This is a genomic window from Saccharothrix sabaoui (assembly GCF_051756985.1).
Taxonomy (GTDB): domain Bacteria; phylum Actinomycetota; class Actinomycetes; order Mycobacteriales; family Pseudonocardiaceae; genus Actinosynnema.
Genome location: NZ_JBPKJK010000014.1, coordinates 42814 through 59599 on the forward strand (window position 1 = coordinate 42814; position 16786 = coordinate 59599).

The following is a 16786-nucleotide window of genomic DNA, read 5'->3' on the forward strand; positions in this document are numbered from 1 at the left end:
TCGTTGAATGCGCGGCGGAGGCGGTGGCCGCAGTCCACATCCAGGTTGTGGCCGTGCCGTTCGGCACCCGCCGCTGCGATGGCAAAGGCTTCGACAGCACGAAGGCACCTTCCCCGTAAGGGGATCGATCCCCACCGTGAGGTCACGGCCGCGACCGGCTACTCACTGTCACCACTGAAAGTGCGCCAGAGCCACTCGTTTTACAGTCCCGAACGCGGCCGTCCAAGCGGTGGATCAGCTCCGGGTGGATGGAGCTGAGGGATTGCTACCGGGCGGTCTGGTCGTGTCCTTTGAGGTGGCAGCGTGGGCAGGGCACGAGGACCCCGGTTCCGTCGTCGACGTAGCGTTCCTGTGGCGCGGGTCCGTCGCAGTGTTCGCACCACTGCGGCCAGTCGACACGGTCGGGCTTGTGCTCCGTTCCGCGAGACCAGCTGCGTTGTGTGGAAGGAATTGATGTCCGGCGGTGGACCGGCGCGGCGGGCCGGTTGGATGGCGGTAACGTCGACGGGGTCGATGACGGCGTCATGAGGATGGCGTAGCGGTTGCGACGGCGCCCGCCGCCGACTTCGATCGCGATGCGCCCCTGGTCGTGCAGTCGTTTGAGGCGGCGCTGGACGGTGCGTTCGTCGAGTCGGGTTTTGCGGGACAAGTCGGAGATCGAGGGCCAGGCGTTGCGGCCCTGGTCGTCGGCCGAATCGGCGATCGCCAACATCAACAACAGGTCGGTGCCCGCGGCCTCGGCATGCTCCCACACCCAGGTCATCACACGGATGCTCATGTCGAGTCACCGGTGGTACGGGCCGTCGATGACATCACCACCGTTTCCGGGTGCCTTTTCCGCCGCCGGTCGGCCGCCTGTTCCCCGGCGCCTCGGCAGACTCCCGGCAGTGCCTGCGGCACACTGCTCTCGATTTATTGCCGCCATTCGGATCCGCGCCCCCCGGTTCATCTCGGACGGCATCATCACATCAACCGACGAGAATGTCAAAACTTTCAGCACGTGAAACTTTGGGGCGGGATCGGTGAAAGAATTGAAATTTCATAGAATGAAAGCCGTCGAGTCGGCGGGGTGAGCCCGCTGCGCGCCTTGTGCGGCGGATCGCCAAGTTGTCCACACCCCCGGCGGATTGCCACCCCCGGCAGATTGCCACCGGTGGCGCAGCCGTGCCGGGGCTGGGGCGGCAGAGCTGTGCCGGGGCTGGGGTGACACAGCTGTGCCACCCGTTACGTCCTATGACGTCCTATCCCTTGCGTGGCCGGGCCACGCCCTCATCGTCACGTGCGGCGTGGTCGGCGTCCACGAGGGACGCGCGGCGAGCGGTCACCAGCCTTTGAGGTGATAGTCGACCGGCCACTACGAGGGCGGGCCGGGCGGGAACCCGACTGCTTGCCGTGCGGCCTGATCATGCGCGCACGTCGGAAGATGCGGATGCGGCGGTCCGTGCACGACGTTTCGGGAGCCCCGTCCAACGATCCGAGGCGGCGTGGGCACGAATGCCCCGCGCCGATCGCCGGGTGGGACGCGGCCCTCGTGCTGTCGTGTGCCACAAGGGCAGCCTTCCTGTATCTCCGATACCGCAACATCGCCGGTGGTGACGTGAAGAGGAGCAGGCCGCCGGGCAGCTATTCCGGACCATCCGGCTCACGTCTCCGGCCGCAGTGGTGCCGCTCGGGTAGTGCGATGTCCAATTTGCTGACCCGGTCCAGACATGAGATCCGTCGACTGCTCTTACCGGCGCTGATGTCGGCCGCAAAGCAGTGCCAGACGGACGGCGAGGCCATGCTGCTTCACTTGAATGGCGTAGCGCTATGCTGTGGGTGGAACTTCCCGGCCGTGTGAGGTAAGCGCACGCGGGATGTCCATTGAACACATCGATTCGGATTGTGCGGCCCCCGTATTGGTGCCCGTTTTCGAGCTTGAGCGGGCGAAAGCCCATTGGTGCGCAGATGAGAGAACTTCTGATATATGGGATGTTGTCGAAGCGATGCCGGACACGGTGTCCTCGACGATCTTGCGGTAGCGTCCGCCGTCGTCATTGACACGGTCGTTGAGCAGGTCGTCGGGCCGCAGGTTCGCACGGTCGATCGCCGAGGTGGCCCCGACGTCCGCCTGAGCCGGTGTGGGCGCTACCAGCGTGGTCATGCGGTCGAAGGGCTTCGGCTCCGCTGGCAATTCACCTAACCTCGGTTGGGTGTGTAAATTTTTGTCGCAACGCTGGGGGGTGCGGCCGGCGGCGGACGGGTGACGTCGTGGACGTTGCGGCGGGCAGGTGCCCCGGTCGGGGGTACCCGCCCGCCGCTCGGATCAGCAGGTGACGAAGACGCGGTCCGCCCGGTCGTTCTCCCAGCCGGCCAGGTTCGTCTTCCCCCAGGGGCCGACCGAACCCGTGACCGCGCCGTTCTGGTCATCGTCAACGAGCGTGATGCCGTTGCCGTGCGTCCGCACCGACGTCACGAGGTTGCGCACACCACCGTGGTCCCACCACGGGATGTCGTTCCAGCCGCACCCCGGGACCTCCCAACGCCGGCCGGTGCCGTCCAGCCCTTCGTACAGGCACGCCTTGCCCCACGTGCAGGTCTCGTAGCCGGCGACGGAAACGTCACCGCTCGCCGAGAAGTCCCGCCCGTCGGTACCCGATCCGGTGGCCAAGGCCGGCCCGGTAGCCGAACCGATCGCCGCCACCGCGAACGTGGTGGTGGCGATCAACCGCTTGATCGACGTGGTCATTTTCGGAACCGTCCCCTTCGAAGAAGAATTCATGCGGCAGACGGTGCCGGTCCGTGCTGGGCGGGTCCTTGCACTCCTCTTGAACTGCCTGCCGGGGGGCACTAGACAGGAAGGGAGGGTGTGCGGGGCGGGGGACGCGATGGCGGTGCGGTTCCGGTTGTCGGGGGCGGTCGAGGCGGAGGTGGACGGTGTCGGGGTGGACATCGGTCCGGCTCGGCAGCGGTGCGTCCTGGCCGCGCTGGCGATCGACGCCGGCACGGTCGTGCCGGTGGAGCGGGTGGTCGACCGCGTCTGGGGGGATTTCCCCCCGTTACGGGTGCGCGCGTCGCTGCACAGCTACCTGACCCGGTTGCGGCGGGTGCTGGGCGAGGCCGCGCCGATCCGGTACCGGTCCGGCGGGTACGTGTTGGATGTCGATCCCGGGACCGTCGACCTGCACTCGTTTCGCGATCTGGTCACCCGTGCGGGCGAGGGGGTCGGTGACGTCGACGCGTTGTTCGCCCGGGCGTGGCGGTTGTGGCGTGGCGAGCCGTTGGCGGACCTGGACACGCCGTGGGTGCTCCAAGTCCGTGCGGACCTGGAGCGGGTGCGGGTTGCCGCCGAGCTGGACCACACCGAACACCAGTTGCGCCGAGGCCGGCACGCCGGGTTGGTGGCGGGGCTGCTCGGGCGGGTCGAGGAGCGGCCGTTCGACGAAAGGTTGGTGGGGCAGGCGGTGCTCGCGCTGTACCGGTCGGGTCGGCAGGCCGAGGCGCTGGACCAGTACCACCGGCTGCGCGCCCGGCTGGCAGATGGACTGGGCACCGACCCGGGCTTCGCACTCCGAGAGCTGTACCGACGTGTCCTCGCCGGGGAATCCCTGGCCCCGGAGGGGGCTCCTCCCGCGTCGCCCGCGCCTTGCAGGCTGCCGCCCGCGCCCGTGCCGTTCACCGGACGCACCCGTGAGCTGGACGAGTTGACCGCCGGACGGGGGACCGCGGAGGTCCGGGTCGTCATCGGCGTGGGCGGGGTGGGCAAGACGTGGCTCGTGCTCCACTGGGCCCACCGGCACGTCGAGGACTTCCCCGACGGGCTGCTGTTCGTGGACCTGCGCGGGTTCGGCCCCACCGGACGGGCGATGACGCCCGGGGCGGCAGCCCGGGTGCTGCTCGACGCGCTCGGAGCGGACACCGGCGAGCTGCCGGACGATCCCGACGCGCTGACCGCGCTGTACCGCGCCCGGATCTCCGACCGGCGGATGCTGGTCGTGCTGGACAACGCCGCCGACACCGACCAGGTCACCGCGCTGCTGCCCGACGCCGGCGCGTGCACCACGTTGATCACCAGCCGCAACCGGCTGCCCGGGCTCGTCACGCGCCGCGGTGCCCGCCCCGTGCTCCTGGACGTGCTCACCGACACCGAGTCGAGTGCAGTGCTCACGACCGCGCTGACCGCCGCACGCAGGCCCGCCGAGGAACCGGCCGTGGCCGACTTGGTGGAGCTGTGCGGCGGGTTCCCGCTCGCACTGGGCGTGATCGCCGCCCGCATCGCCACCGACCCGCGCCTGCCGCTGTCCGACATCGTCACCGAACTGCGGGAACTCGGCCTGCACGCGCTGGGCTCCGACGACCCGACCGCCGGCCTGCCCACGGTGCTGTCCTGGTCCCTGCACCGCCTCTCCGACCAGCAGGGCACCGTGTTCGCCCTGCTCGGCATCGCCCCCGGCCCCGACATCGACCTTCCCGCCGCCGCCAGCCTCAGCGCCCTGCCGGTGCGGGAGGCGCACGCCGTGCTGCGCGCCCTGGCCGACAGTTCGCTGCTCACCCGTGTTCCAGGCGGCCGCTACACCATGCACGATCTCGTCCGCGCCTACGCCGCCACCGTCGCCCACGACCTGCCCGAGCCGGTGCGCGGGACGGCCTTGTGGCGGGTCGTGGACTTCTACCGGCACACGGCGCACAACGCCGACCGCCTGCTGGACCCCCACCGTCCGCCGCCCCCGCTCGATCCTCCCGGCCCTGGCGCCCACCCGCACCCGCTGCTCGACCACTCGAGCGCACTGGCCTGGATGGACGCGCACCACCCTCACCTGCTGGCCGCTCAGCACACCGCCGTCGCCCAGCGCCATCACCACGCCGTGTGGCACCTGGCCTGGGCCCTGAGCACCTTCCACTGGCGGCGCGGGCACCGCCAGGAGCACTCGGCCGTGTGCCGGGCCGCCGTCGAAGCCTCCGGACACCTGCCCGACCCCGTCGTCCGCATCCTCGCCCACAGGCTCCTCGGCCGCGCCCACGCCGAGTCGGACCGGCACGAGCAGGCCGTCGACCACCTGCAACACGCTCTGGTCCTGGCCGAGCGCCACCACGAACCCGCCCAGCAGGCACACACCCACCACACCCTCGCGTGGGCGTGGCAACGAAGAGGGGACGACCAGCGTGCCCTCGAACACGCCCGCCGCGCCCTGGACCTGTCCCGCACCCTCGACAACCCGATCGGGGAGGCGAACGCGCTCAACGCGGTGGGGTGGTTCGCCGCCCGCCGCGGCGATCACGACACCGCCCGCGCCCACTGCCGCGCCGCCCTCGCCCTGCAACGCCGTCACCGCTACCCCGAAGGCGAAGCCGACACGCTGGACAGCCTCGGCTGGATCGAGCACGCAGGCGGCCGACACCACCAGGCCGTCCAGCACTACCGTCACGCGCTCGTCCTCTTCCGCGCCCTCGGCAACACCACCCGCAGTGCCGACACCCTCGACAGCCTCGCCCACGCCCATGTCGCCCTGGGGCAGCACGACCAAGCGCGCGCGACGTGGCAGGAAGCCCTGGAGCTGTACCGGGCACAGGGGCGCGACGAGGCCACCCGAGTGCAACAGCGCCTCAACGGAATCGGCACCCGCCACCAGCCGCCCCACGACACCGGCCCCACCGGCTGACCGACCAGGTCGAACACGTCGGCGTCGCGGCTCCGGGCCGTGTCGTGCCCGGTGCCCAGGGCCGCGACGCGCCGGTCGAAGTGCTGCTACGCGTCATTTCCCGGTACCGTCGCGGACCGGTTGTTCGTCTGGTGGATCTCGGGTCGCAACGCCGTCCGCTTGGGGACAGCCCGGCCTCGGCGCATTCGTTCCAGCACGTGGATCGCGCTCTCGGCGAGCCGGCGCGAGTCCTGGACCACGGTGGCGCGCAGCGGACCGGTGCCGCTGTCGATCAACGCGAGGACCTCGGGTGCCCCGTCCACGCCGATGACCACGGTGTCCGCGGTCGCGGGGGAGTGGATGCCGCGCAACGCGTCCACCGCGCCGAGCGCCATCTCGTCGTCGGTGCAGAACACGGCGTCGAGCCGGCCGCCCCGGGCATCGAGTTCGCGCACGTGGGCCTGCACGGTCTCCCGTGCCCGGGACCGCTGGAACGCGCAGCCGTCGTCCACCACGACGGAGACGCCGTCCACGCGGTCGCGCAGCACCTCCTCGCAGCACCGCTGCCGGTCCACCTGCTCCGGGCCCGCGACGATCAGGACGTGGGGGTGGCGGACGTCGTGCCGCGTGAGGTGGTTCGCGAGCCACTGACCGGCGAGCACGCCTATGTCGGTGGGGAGGTAGCCGACGAACGCCGTGTCGGGCGGGTAGTCGGTTTCGTCGTCGAACGGTTCGATGTCGACGAAGACGACCGGTGCCGCGAAGTCGGCGCAGAACTCGACGAGTTCCGGCCGCAGCCGGTGGACCTCGGTGGCGACCACGAGTCCCCCGAGGTACTCGCGCCGGGAGCGGGCCAGGTGCCGCAGGTGGTGTGCCTGCGCGGCGGCGTCGTAGTCGTGTTCGGGTGCTTTGAGCACCAGGTCGAGTCCGCCGCGGTTGAGCGTGCCGTGCACGTGCTGCATCAGCTCGACGATCCAGGGCTTCCGGCTGAACGCCGACGTCACCAGGAACACCCGCCGGCCGCGCCGGAGCGGCAGTGCGGTCACCGCGCCCGCCACGGCCGCCAGGAGCGTCACCCACAGGGGGACGGCGAGGGTCAGCAGCCCGTTGAGCAGCAGGACGAGCCCGCCGACGGCCACCGCGCCCGCGAGGAGGACCGCGCCCGCCGGGCGCGGCGACAGGTGCACGCCCCGCCGGTAGGTGATGCGGACGTCCCGCCCGGCCTGCACGACGGAGCTCCCGGAGGACGCTTTCGCCACCTGGTCGCCCGGCCGGTCCGCCGGCCTCTCCTCGCGCACGCCGCGATGGTCGCGCACCGCGCGCCGCGGTGATCGTCAATCCGGCGCGATTGCCCAACTTGGCGCAACGCGTCGGCGAGGGTGTTGACGAGCGGCGGTGGTGAGGCGATCGAGGTGCTCCGCCTCCGCAACGCCTACTCGCCCTCGCAGCACGCTCGGTCGAACCCGTGCGTCCGAAGATCGCGAGAGAAGTGTGTTCCGGGCGAGAGGAGGGCCATTGGCGCGGACCATCCCCGCTCGCGCGGGGAGCACGCGGGCGGCGCCGTGTTCACCAGCTCGGTGAGGACCATCCCCGCTCGCGCGGGGAGCACCGCATGGAGTTCAGTCCTCCGTGTCAGGGGCCGGGACCATCCACGCTCGCGCGGGGAGCACCAGTCCTGGGCGGTCTGGAGCAGGGCTTCGCCCGGACCATCCCCGCTCGCGGGTAGCACGTGGTGCAGCAGCCGCTCGGCGCTGACCGGGCGGGACCATCCCCGCTCGCGCGGGGAGCACTCCGGCTGGAGCCGCCGCGCTTCCGCGAGGTGGGGACCATCCCCGCTCGCGCGGGGAGCACCGGGACAGCGCGTCCCGTTCGGAGCGGAGCACGGGACCATCCCCGCTCGCGCGGGGAGCACCCGCGTGGCACGCGCTCGACGATCCGGTCGCGGGGACCATCCCCGCTCGCGCGGGGAGCACGCGCGCTCGTCGGCGCGCACGTGGACCGGGGTCGGACCATCCCCGCTCGCGCGGGGAGCACTGGGCCTCGCCCTCCGCCGCCTCGATGCGCACGGGACCATCCCCGCTCGCGCGGGGAGCACCCGAGTGATCGTGACCAGTAGGACCGCGTTTCGGGACCATCCCCGCTCGCGCGGGGAGCACAGCGAGATCCGCAAGACGTACGTGCGGTGGCGCGGACCATCCCCGCTCGCGCGGGGAGCACATGGAAGAGGACTCCCTCATCCCGTTCGTGCCGGGACCATCCCCGCTCGCGCGGGGAGCACCATGGTCTGCGCCTCGTTCGTCATGCCCGTTCCCGGACCATCCCCGCTCGCGCGGGGAGCACATGGGTGATCTTTCATGATCTTCCCGGAGGGGTGGACCATCCCCGCTCGCGCGGGGAGCACCTGGTCGCCGCCATCGGCATGTCCGACCAGGAGGGACCATCCCCGCTCGCGCGGGGAGCACAAGGTGCTGGTCAGGCCGGTTCGTCGGCGGGGACGGACCATCCCCGCTCGCGCGGGGAGCACCATGCTGCCCAACCTCCGCGCGATGAAGACCGCGGGACCATCCCCGCTCGCGCGGGGAGCACCAGCTGTTCGCCTTCGAGGACCTGGCGCAGCTCGGACCATCCCCGCTCGCGCGGGGAGCACATGCTGCGGCGCAGGGTGGACTGCAGCGGCGCCGGACCATCCCCGCTCGCGCGGGGAGCACTCCCTAAACGCTTCGATCAGACCGCCGCCATCCGGACCATCCCCGCTCGCGCGGGGAGCACGGGGGTGAGGACAAGGGCCACGGGTCAGTCCTCGGACCATCCCCGCTCGCGCGGGGAGCACGGGGCCGTCCCGCGCGCCCAGTACGCCCAGGAGGGACCATCCCCGCTCGCGCGGGGAGCACCCAGTCGGAGCCGTTCAGGCACTCGGGGTGGACCGGACCATCCCCGCTCGCGCGGGGAGCACACTTCTTGACCAGTGAACCTTTTTCATCCTGCGTTGGCCTCGTAGTTCTGTAGGACGTGGATGGCTTTGACCAGGCGGCCGGCGCGGTAGGGGCAGCTGCGTAGTTTGCGCAGGACGCGCCAGGTCTTGAGTTGCGCGTTGGCGCGTTCGCCCGGTCCGCGCAGGCGGGCGTGGGCGCGGTTGGCGTCCTTCTGCGAGTCGGGCTTGTTGCGGCCCTTGTACGGGGTGATCACATGGTGGCCGGTCTCGTCGTAGCCGTGGTAGCCCTTGTCGTCCAGGGCGATCAACCCTGCCTCGCGCAGCGCGGCGAGAATCTGCCAGATCCGGGCGGCGGCGGTGTCGTGCGTGCTGCCGGGCAGTTGGCCCGACACCCACAGGATCGTGCCGTCCGGCGAGGCGATCACCTGCAGGTTCACCCCGTGCATGCGGTGTTTGCCCGAGTAGAAGGGACGGTCGGCGGCGACCCGGTCGATCGGGATCAGCGTGCCGTCGACGATCACGTAGGCCAGGCCCCGACGCTTCGCCGTGCGCAGCGCCTCGCGCAGTTTCGGGGCCCGCGCCGCCAGGAGTTCGACGGTCTCGTTGACGTAGCGCCAGGCCGTCGCGGTGGAGACGCCGAACCCGGCGCCGATCTCGGCGAAGGTCTCGCCCTTGCGCAGGTATACCAGCACCAGCAGGGCCTGCTGCCCCGGATCGAGCCTGCGCCACACCGATCCGGACTGTCGGCGGTGGGCGCGGACCAGACCGGAGACGAAGGTCAGGGTCCGATGTGACAACGGCAGCGCGGCACGGTAGAACAGCATGTGAAGCCTTCGGTACAACAGGACTGATCTTGGTCGACAGTCCTCCTACCGAGGGCTTCATCCCGTTGCGGCACCGACACGCCGACGATCGCCGGTTTGTGGCCCACATCCCTTGCCTGCCAACGCATCCCTACCAGGATGAAAAACGTTCAGTGACTTTACAGCCCGAGGAGTGCGTTTTCATTCGGTTCGTTCTGGTCTCGTATACCCGTAGTCGCGCGATGTCATCGGCTAACGAGAAGCTGACTGTGTACGACGTATCCGCGGCCAGCTGATCGGTTGTCAGGACCCGAGCAAGATCGGGCATTGTCCCCACCTGATGCCCGGCTTGCCGTGAGGTGCCGGTGGTGCGGGGTAGTTCGATCCACCACAAGCCTATGCGCCGGTTATGCGATCAGGAGGAAACGGTCCCAGCCGGTGTTGCTGCGGGAATCCGTGACGGTGTGCAGGGCCAGCGCGAGGCCGGTGATGCCGTCGAGAAGTCCTGATGGGATGCCGGTTGTTCGGTCCTGGGGAGTTTGGCGTGCCAGGTAGGCGGCGAGTGCGTCGGCCAGGTGGTGGGTGGTGGCGTCGTCGGCTGCGCGTCGAAGGGTGTGGAGGAATCCGCCGAGGCCGTGGCACAGGCCGGGTCCGGTGATGCGGCTGGTCTGGGCGGAGTCGCGCAGGCAGTTGAGGAGTGCTGTTTCGGCGAAGTACCGGCGTGGGGTGTCGTGGGTGGCGATGGCGGCGAGTTGTTGGGCGCGGGCGATGCCGGGTGTGCCGTAGCACCAGGAGGGGCGGTGTGGACCCGGGTGGTGGAGACGGCCGGTGCGGTGTTCGGAGAGGGTGAGGATTTCGGGCCAGTAAGGGCCGGTGCCCCCGTCTTGGCGCCAGGTGTCGAACCAGGTGCAGATGCGGTGGATGGCGTCGAGGTGGCCGTCGACGAGGACGCCGCGGCGGGCGGCGAGGGCGAGTAGGGCCAGCGGGCCGGTGATGCCGTGGGCCATGCCGAGGTTGGCATGGCCGTCAGGGTGATGTTCGGGGTGTCGGCGGTCGGGGCCGTGGTGGGTCCACCAACCGGGCAGGTCGTCGTCGGGGGTGAGTGGGTAGGTCAGGCGGACGAGGTAGTTCAGGACGTCGGCGGTGACGGGGTGGTGGGGGTGGCGGCGTAGGTGGTGGGCGCCCAAGCCGGTGAGGCCGCGCAGCACGTCGTACTCGGCGAAGCCGGGGCGCTGTCGACTGTCGATGCGGTGGTGGGCGGCGTCGAGGCGTCGCCGGGTGAGGTCGAGTACGACGGTGTCGAGGCTGTCCAGGGCGCGTGCGTAGGCGCCGGGGGTGGTCAGGGCGGCGGTGTGCAGGGCGAAGGCGAGGGCGGGTGCGCCGTGGAACAGACTGCTCTGCTCATCAGCTGTGACCCCGCCGGCGGCGGCGTGGGCCAGCCAGGCGCGGGCAGTGGCAGGGTCGCCGTGGCCGCTGTGGGCGCGGGCGAGGTGCAGCAGGGCGATGCCCGCGGCGCCGTCGGCCAGCGACGAGGCGTCCGTCGAGTTAGTCGTGCCGGCGGCGGGCCGCCCGGTGGGATCGGTGAGCTGGTCGGCGACGTCGGCGGCCAGCGCCGCCAGCGGTTCGGGAACGACCAGGCGGTGCTCCTGGGGCGGCGCGTGCGGTGGCGGAGACGCGGTGGGTGCGGTGCTCACACGGTGTTCCCGGTGCGGATGTGGTGGCCCAGGGCGACGGCGCGGGCCAGGCGGTGGGCGAGGCGTTCGGCATCGCGATCCAGGCCGAGGCTGCGCACGCAGTGCAGGTGCAGCAGAGCGGGCAGGACGGCGTCGGGGTCGACGCCGGCGCTGCGACGCAGGGTGGCGTACGCGGTCAGGGCGTGTCGCCGGCGGTCGCCGACGAGGTCGTCGTCGTGGCGGGTTGGTGGGGTGGGTGTCGTCGTGGGGTGGCCGAGGCTGGAGCCGGCCAGTGCGCGTGCGCGTCCCAGGGTGGTGCGGGGCAGGGGCGGGGTGGTGGTGTGGTCGAGGTGGTCGATCAACCAGCGGGTGGCGGTCGTGGTGTCGCCGAGGAAGGTCACGGCCAGGTCGATCAGGGCGGCGGCGACGGCCGCGTCCCGTTCGACTCCGGTGGTGGTGTGGTGCAGGACGTAGGCGGAGTCGGCGACGAACACCGCTTCGGCGGCGGTCAGCAGCGCGCCGTCGCCGAACCGTCCGACCTCGGGCAGGTAGGTGTCGAGCTGCATCCGGCCGGTCAGACCGCGGTGGCGCAGGTCGGCGCTCCAGCGCCCTACCCGGATCAGCGCGTGTGCCTGCCAGTCCGTGTCGGGTGTGTCCGTGGTGGGTGAGGTGGCGGGGGCCAGGCGCAGCCGGAGGTGGTCGTCGGGATCGCGGTAGGGCAGGAACCACCAGTGCGGTGCAGTGGGCCAGGAGGCGAGTAGGTCGGGTAGGTGGTCGCGCAGGATGGTGTGGTGTCGGTCGGGGTGGGCGTAGAGCTTGAGGTAGAGCCACCGGCCGTGGCCGGGCAGGTGGGCGTGGTCGCGTCGGGTGACCGCCGTGCCGCGCAGCCGTGGCGCGGGCACGGGCACGGGCGGGGTGTCGCGGGCCAGGGGCACGACGATCTCGTGCATGCGGCCCTTGATCCAGGCCAGTTCCCTGGTGGAGGGCGCCTCGGTCAGGGTGAGGCTGTCGCGACGGCGCAGGTCGGCGCGCAGCAGCCGTAGATGGTGTTCGTCGGCCAGGGTCAGGCGCAGTTGTCGGTCGCCGGTGCCGACCAGGACCGTGTCGGGCACGTGGTTGCGGTCGCGCCAGGCGTCGACGGCGCCGGCCCACCGGGTGAACGGCTCCTCGGGGCAGGGGAGGTCTGTGGTGGTGAGCTTCCAGCGGGCCGGGGACAGGATGGTGCGGCCGTGGCGGACGCGGGGCAGGAACGGCAGGTGACGCGCCGCTCCCCACGCGAACGGGCCGGGCAGCGCGGTCTGTCCTGCTTCCAGGTCGCACAGCAGCCGCGCGAGCGGGTGGGCGCGGCGGGTGAGTTCGACCGCGCTGAGCAGGTGCGGATGCACGGCACGGCGCCGGGACAGCGAGATCAGGTGCAGGCGGCGGCTGTCGCCGTGCAGCGCGAGATCGGTCACGGGCACCTGGTACGGCTCGGAGTCGTCCGCGCCGGAAGGCGGGTGTTCGCCCAGGTGCAGGACGTGGGGCAGGACTGCGGGAGTGCGGGCGATGTCGTGGGTGCTCGCGTACAGCGGCGGGCAGGACAGCTGCACGGGCAGGGCGTCGGCGACCGTGGTCGGCAGGGCCCGGTAGGCGGCGGTCATGCGGTCGAGGTCGGCGGGGTCGAGCAGGTCCAGGAAGCGGCCGGTCATCGTGGCGGCGGCGCGCGAGGCGGTGAACACGACCAGCCGGAACTCACCTCGCGTCATGGTGTCGTGCTCGGTGGCGTGCACCCGGAATCCCAACTCCAGGTGCGCGGGCGGGGGTGCCGACGACCCGGTCGGTTCGCCTGCCAGGTGGGTGAGGGTGTCGGCGTCGAGGACGATCTCGGTGGCCTGGTCGCGGGCGGCGGTCCAGGCCAGGGCCAGCGACCGCGCTTCGCGGTCTCCCCGCGCCGGCGCGGTCGAGGCGTTGACGTGGGTGTCGCGGTAGCCGTTGGGCCACCCCAGGCCCGCCTCGGTGTCGATCACCTCGGTCAGCGGCACCACCGCGCCGGGGCCGTAGCGTTCGAGGAAGGCGTGGTGGTAGGCGCGCAGGTGCGATGAACCGGGTAACGCGAGGCGGGTGAGCGTAGTGGCTGCGGTCTCGGCTTCCCGTGCGACGATGTCGGGCAGGACCAGCGTGCCGTCGAACCGCAGGTCGATCCCGAGCGGCCGGGATACCGGGGTCAGGCGCCGCATCCGCTCGGCGATCACCACCGTGCCCTGGGGCCGGGGCCGGGGGCGGGTATCGGGGTGGTCGAGGTCGGCTCGGATGAGGCGGTGGACGGCGCGCAGCTCGTCGACCAGGCCGGTGATGGTGTCGACGGTGTGGGCGTCGTAGGCGGTCAGTCGGTCGAGGAGGTGGCCGAGCGGGTCGGTGACGGTCATCGGTGCGCGCAGGTCGGTGCGCAGGATGCCCGTGCCGACCAGGCTGGAGAGCAGAGCGGTGATCCGGGCCGGGTCGGTGCCGGGGAACTTCTCGCCTACTGCGGAGAACAACCGTTCGGCCCGGATGGGTGTCGCAGCGAGCCGGTGCACCAGGCGCACCGCGGCGGTGCGGCGGACGCTGACTTCGGCCGCGGGCTCGACCTCCTGGCCGTCCCGTTCCGGGGCTGCTCGCGTCGACGCATCGGATGCCGGTCGGCGGGTGCGGTGGCGCGCGTGCGGCAGGATCAGGCGGTCGTCGCGGATGAACACCGTGTTGTCGAGCACCACGCTGGTCCGTCGCACCAGCGCCGGCGTGTCCTCCAGTATCTGCAGGGCCGCGTCGAGCCACTCGGTGGCGATGCGGAGGGTGGGTCGTGCCGTGTCGAGGTCGGGTAGGCGGTGTTCGGGGCCGAAGCGCGCGGGGGCGATACCGGCGAACAGGCCGAGCGGGGTGGCACGGGTCATGCGGGAGCGGTAACGCAGCACGGCCTCGCCCAGCCGCCGGTAGCGGGCGGGGCGAAGCCGTGCCCCGGCGACGACTTTGGCGAGCTGGTCGGCCAGCGACGGGCTGACCAGCTCGACGGCGGCGACGAGGTCGACGTCGTCGGCGACGTGCCGCGCCCACCGTTGCCACACCGGCGGGTCGGCGTCGGGCGGCGGTGGGCCGGTGTCGAGGTGCCGGTCCGCGGCCCGGACGGCGACGCGCACCGTGGCGGCGTCGACGACCCGGAACCTCGGCTCCGGTGTGGTGGTGGGCGCGGGCACGGTCAGTCGCCGTCGGTGCAGCTGTTGGAACAGGCGCTTTCGCAGGTGTGCCCGCAGCCGTCGTCGCTGTGACAGTTGGTGCCGGAGTTCCACACCTGGCCGGGCTGTGCCGTGGTCCGGGCGGGCACGACCTCGATGTCGAGGTCGAACGGGTCGGCGACGTCGGTGGTGACCGACGGGGCGGACAGGGTCATCGTCATGGGCTTTCCCCTTTCGTTCAGCCGCGTGTGGCGGCGGCGTGGTCGGGTCCGGTGGGCCAGGTGACGACCACGCGGGTGTGGCGGCGGTTCATGACGAACCCGGTGGGCACTGCCTCATCCGAAGTCGCGGCGGGGAAGACGGTGATGCGGGCGCGGTAGCCGCTGCGCCGATGTTCCCGGTCCCAGGCGCGGATGTCGGCAACGAACTGGTCGGCCAACTCGTGGGCGTCGGGGCCGTGGGCGAATACACCGAACTCGGCGCGGTCGGTGTCGGGGACACGGCGGGCGAGCCGGTAGGCGAAGCTGGTGTCGTTGTAGCGCGTCGGCGCACCCCACAACGCCCACCTGCTCACCAGCTTGGCCTCGACCGCAGGCTTGAGCGCTTGGAGCATCCCGAAGTGACCGGGGCTGGTGGCCAGGAACAGGTCCAGGTCGTCGAAGGGCTCCGTACCGCTGACCTCCACACTCGACCACGCTTCGGTCCGGGGGCCGCGCAGCGCCTCGGCCAGCGACGCCGCATCGGTGTCGGCCGGGCCGTCGATACGCAGGCCGACCTCGTCGCCGTCGGCGAGGGACAGGAAGGTCTCCTCGTGCGCGCCCAGGCCCTGCATCGCCACGAACCCGGCCCGCTGGTGGCCGCGGTCGACCAGGCGGCCCCCGGTCTTCTCCAGCGCCACGGTGCGGGTGGTGCCGCGCATCAGCAGCGGCAGCACGATCCGGCCGCCCTCGACCAGCTGCTCCCACCAGGCGGGCGGCAGGTCCCAGGCGCCGACGGTGACGATGATGCGGTCGAAGGGCTCCTCGTCGGGGATGGGGTGTTCGGCGTCGCCGTGCACCACCCGCACCCGCGGGTAGTCGGCTTCGGCGAGCAGGCGCCGGGCGCGCTCGACAATGTCGGGGTCGATGTCGACCGACACCACGTGCCCGGTCGGGCCGACGAGGTGGGAGAGCAGGGCGGCGTTGTAGCCGCCGGACCCGATCTCCAGCACCCGCATGCCGGGGCGCAGCTCGGCCTGCTCTAGCATCGCCGCCTGGATCGAGGGCGCGGAGACGCTGCTCAGCGCCGTGCCGTCGGGGCCGCGTTTGGTCACCACGGCCTTGGTGGCCGCATACGCCTGCTCCGGCGTGGCTTCCGGGGCGAACAGGTGTCGTGGGACTGCGGCGAACGCCTCGGCCACCGCGCGGGTGCGCAACGCCTTGAGCGTCCACAGTTCGTCGAGCATCTCTCGGCGCAGGTCGTCCGGGCTTGCGGCGGTGTCGTCGGGCATGGTCATCGGCGTGCCGTCCGTGTGGGGCCGGTCCACGTCGCCATCGGTGCAGTGGTCTGCGGTGTCGTCGGGTGGTTGGTCGTGTGGGTCCTCACGGGGCGACACTCCTTGGGGCGTTGATGGTCAGGGTCGGGGGGCGCGTTGCAGGGGGACGGTCTTGCCGGTCAGGAGTCGAGGGGATGACTTCCCTGTCGGCGTTGCGCTTGACCGCAACCGAGTCGGCGGTGGCGTGGCCGGTGGCCGCGGGTGCGGATGCGGCTTTGGTCGTCACGGATGCCTTCTCTTGGGTGTGCGGCCTGGTCGGGTCTGCCGCGTCGCCACAGTTGACTGTGGGTGTCGAACCGTATCGCTGCGATCACTGTCCGCGATCAAGTGGTGGTGCTGTCCGTGGCTGTCTTACCGGGGTTCTCGCCGGTGCGACTTGCGTCTTTCGCAACCGGTTGGGCCGCGGTCCGGGAGGTGGGGGAACGCTGCGGAGCGTTCCGCCACCTCCCGGACCGCGGCCCGCCGACGATGTGTCCGCGGTGTGGTCGACGGGGGTCGGGCCGCGCTGGTCGAAGGTGTGCGGTCTCGACGGCGATCAGGTGCCGGTGGGCGGTGGCCCGGATCTGGCAGCCCGGGGTGCGACCGCGTCGCCACCGGGGACGGTAGGGGCCGTGGCCCTTCGGGTCGGATCAGTGCTGCTTGATCAAGTCGCGCACGGTCGTCACTGAATTCGGTGATCCGTCATGCGGACTGGCGGCCAGGATTTCATCCATTGGTGGCCCTCTGCATGTCCGGGGTCAGCTGGTCTGAGGCCGTTGCGGCGGGCGAGTGCGGATCCAGCGACATGAGATAGCCGACCGGGACCCGGAGGTCGATGAGGTCACGGGCCGCGGTGTCGAACGGGCGGCACGGCCACGGTGCATCTCGGCAGACCGCGTACCGTGCGTGCTCGCCGGGCGGTGGCAGGTGATCCAGGTCGGCCGGTCGCGGGCGCGGTGGGCTTGGCCGGGCAGGTCCGCGGCGGTCCGCCGGCCGGTGCCCGCGCGGCCGGTGGGGGTGTGGCCGAGCAGTAGATCGAGTGCTGGTCCGGAATGGTGG

Annotated in this window: 10 protein-coding genes and 1 CRISPR repeat array; of the genes, 1 reads left to right on the forward strand and 9 read right to left on the reverse strand. The window is 71.5% G+C overall.

Going from position 1 to position 16786, the window contains the following annotated elements; genetic code table 11:
- Window positions 1-265: 265 nt before the first annotated feature.
- The 3 genes from ACR807_RS06760 to ACR807_RS06770 all read right to left on the reverse strand — a co-directional run bounded on the left by ACR807_RS06760 (window position 266) and on the right by ACR807_RS06770 (window position 2728).
- Window positions 266-763 carry a helix-turn-helix domain-containing protein gene (locus ACR807_RS06760; protein ID WP_438920345.1) on the reverse strand — a complete coding sequence of 166 codons (498 nt, stop codon included), beginning with the start codon at window positions 761-763 and terminating at the stop codon, window positions 266-268.
- Window positions 764-1807: 1044 nt separating this feature from the next.
- Window positions 1808-2143, reverse strand: coding sequence for a hypothetical protein (locus ACR807_RS06765; RefSeq protein ID WP_438920346.1), 336 nt, complete (start codon window positions 2141-2143; stop codon window positions 1808-1810).
- 162 nt (window positions 2144-2305) lie between these two features.
- Window positions 2306-2728 carry a hypothetical protein gene (locus ACR807_RS06770; RefSeq protein ID WP_438920347.1) on the reverse strand — a complete coding sequence of 141 codons (423 nt, stop codon included), beginning with the start codon at window positions 2726-2728 and terminating at the stop codon, window positions 2306-2308.
- Between the two features lie 139 nt (window positions 2729-2867).
- On the opposite strand from ACR807_RS06770, the gene ACR807_RS06775 reads away from it, so the two are divergent.
- Complete coding sequence (locus tag ACR807_RS06775; RefSeq protein ID WP_438920348.1) at window positions 2868-5639, forward strand: AfsR/SARP family transcriptional regulator; 2772 nt, start codon at window positions 2868-2870, stop codon at window positions 5637-5639.
- A gap of 86 nt (window positions 5640-5725) precedes the next feature.
- Here ACR807_RS06775 and ACR807_RS06780 read toward each other — a convergent pair whose 3' ends face one another.
- The 6 genes from ACR807_RS06780 to fxlM all read right to left on the reverse strand — a co-directional run bounded on the left by ACR807_RS06780 (window position 5726) and on the right by fxlM (window position 15739).
- Complete coding sequence (locus ACR807_RS06780) at window positions 5726-6916, reverse strand: sugar ABC transporter substrate-binding protein (RefSeq protein WP_438920349.1); 1191 nt, start codon at window positions 6914-6916, stop codon at window positions 5726-5728.
- A 464-nt stretch (window positions 6917-7380) separates the two neighbouring features.
- Window positions 7381-8571: direct repeats of the CRISPR family, unit length 28 nt; unit sequence GGACCATCCCCGCTCGCGCGGGGAGCAC.
- A gap of 23 nt (window positions 8572-8594) precedes the next feature.
- Window positions 8595-9374: a transposase family protein gene (locus tag ACR807_RS06785; RefSeq protein ID WP_438920350.1), complete on the reverse strand. Its 780-nt coding sequence runs from the start codon at window positions 9372-9374 to the stop codon at window positions 8595-8597.
- Between the two features lie 386 nt (window positions 9375-9760).
- Window positions 9761-11047, reverse strand: coding sequence for a lanthionine synthetase C family protein (locus tag ACR807_RS06790; RefSeq protein ID WP_438920351.1), 1287 nt, complete (start codon window positions 11045-11047; stop codon window positions 9761-9763).
- A complete protein-coding gene (locus ACR807_RS06795; RefSeq protein ID WP_438920352.1) occupies window positions 11044-14235 on the reverse strand; it encodes a lantibiotic dehydratase in 3192 nt (1063 codons plus the stop codon). The genes ACR807_RS06790 and ACR807_RS06795 overlap by 4 nt, the downstream gene beginning before the upstream one ends.
- 2 nt (window positions 14236-14237) lie before the next feature.
- Window positions 14238-14435 (reverse strand): FxLD family lanthipeptide, encoded by a 198-nt coding sequence (gene fxlA / locus ACR807_RS06800; protein WP_438920353.1) that lies wholly within the window; start codon window positions 14433-14435, stop codon window positions 14238-14240.
- 17 nt (window positions 14436-14452) lie between these two features.
- Window positions 14453-15739: a methyltransferase, FxLD system gene (gene fxlM / locus ACR807_RS06805; protein WP_438920354.1), complete on the reverse strand. Its 1287-nt coding sequence runs from the start codon at window positions 15737-15739 to the stop codon at window positions 14453-14455.
- Window positions 15740-16786 lie beyond the last annotated feature (1047 nt).

Coding starts and splice junctions, on each gene's coding strand:
- ACR807_RS06760 (WP_438920345.1), bottom strand. CDS start 763: ATGACCTGGGTGTGGGAGCATGCCGAGGCCGCGGGCACCGACCTGTTG.
- ACR807_RS06765 (WP_438920346.1), bottom strand. CDS start 2,143: ATGACCACGCTGGTAGCGCCCACACCGGCTCAGGCGGACGTCGGGGCC.
- ACR807_RS06770 (WP_438920347.1), bottom strand. CDS start 2,728: ATGACCACGTCGATCAAGCGGTTGATCGCCACCACCACGTTCGCGGTG.
- ACR807_RS06775 (WP_438920348.1), top strand. CDS start 2,868: ATGGCGGTGCGGTTCCGGTTGTCGGGGGCGGTCGAGGCGGAGGTGGAC.
- ACR807_RS06785 (WP_438920350.1), bottom strand. CDS start 9,374: ATGCTGTTCTACCGTGCCGCGCTGCCGTTGTCACATCGGACCCTGACC.
- fxlA (WP_438920353.1), bottom strand. CDS start 14,435: ATGACGATGACCCTGTCCGCCCCGTCGGTCACCACCGACGTCGCCGAC.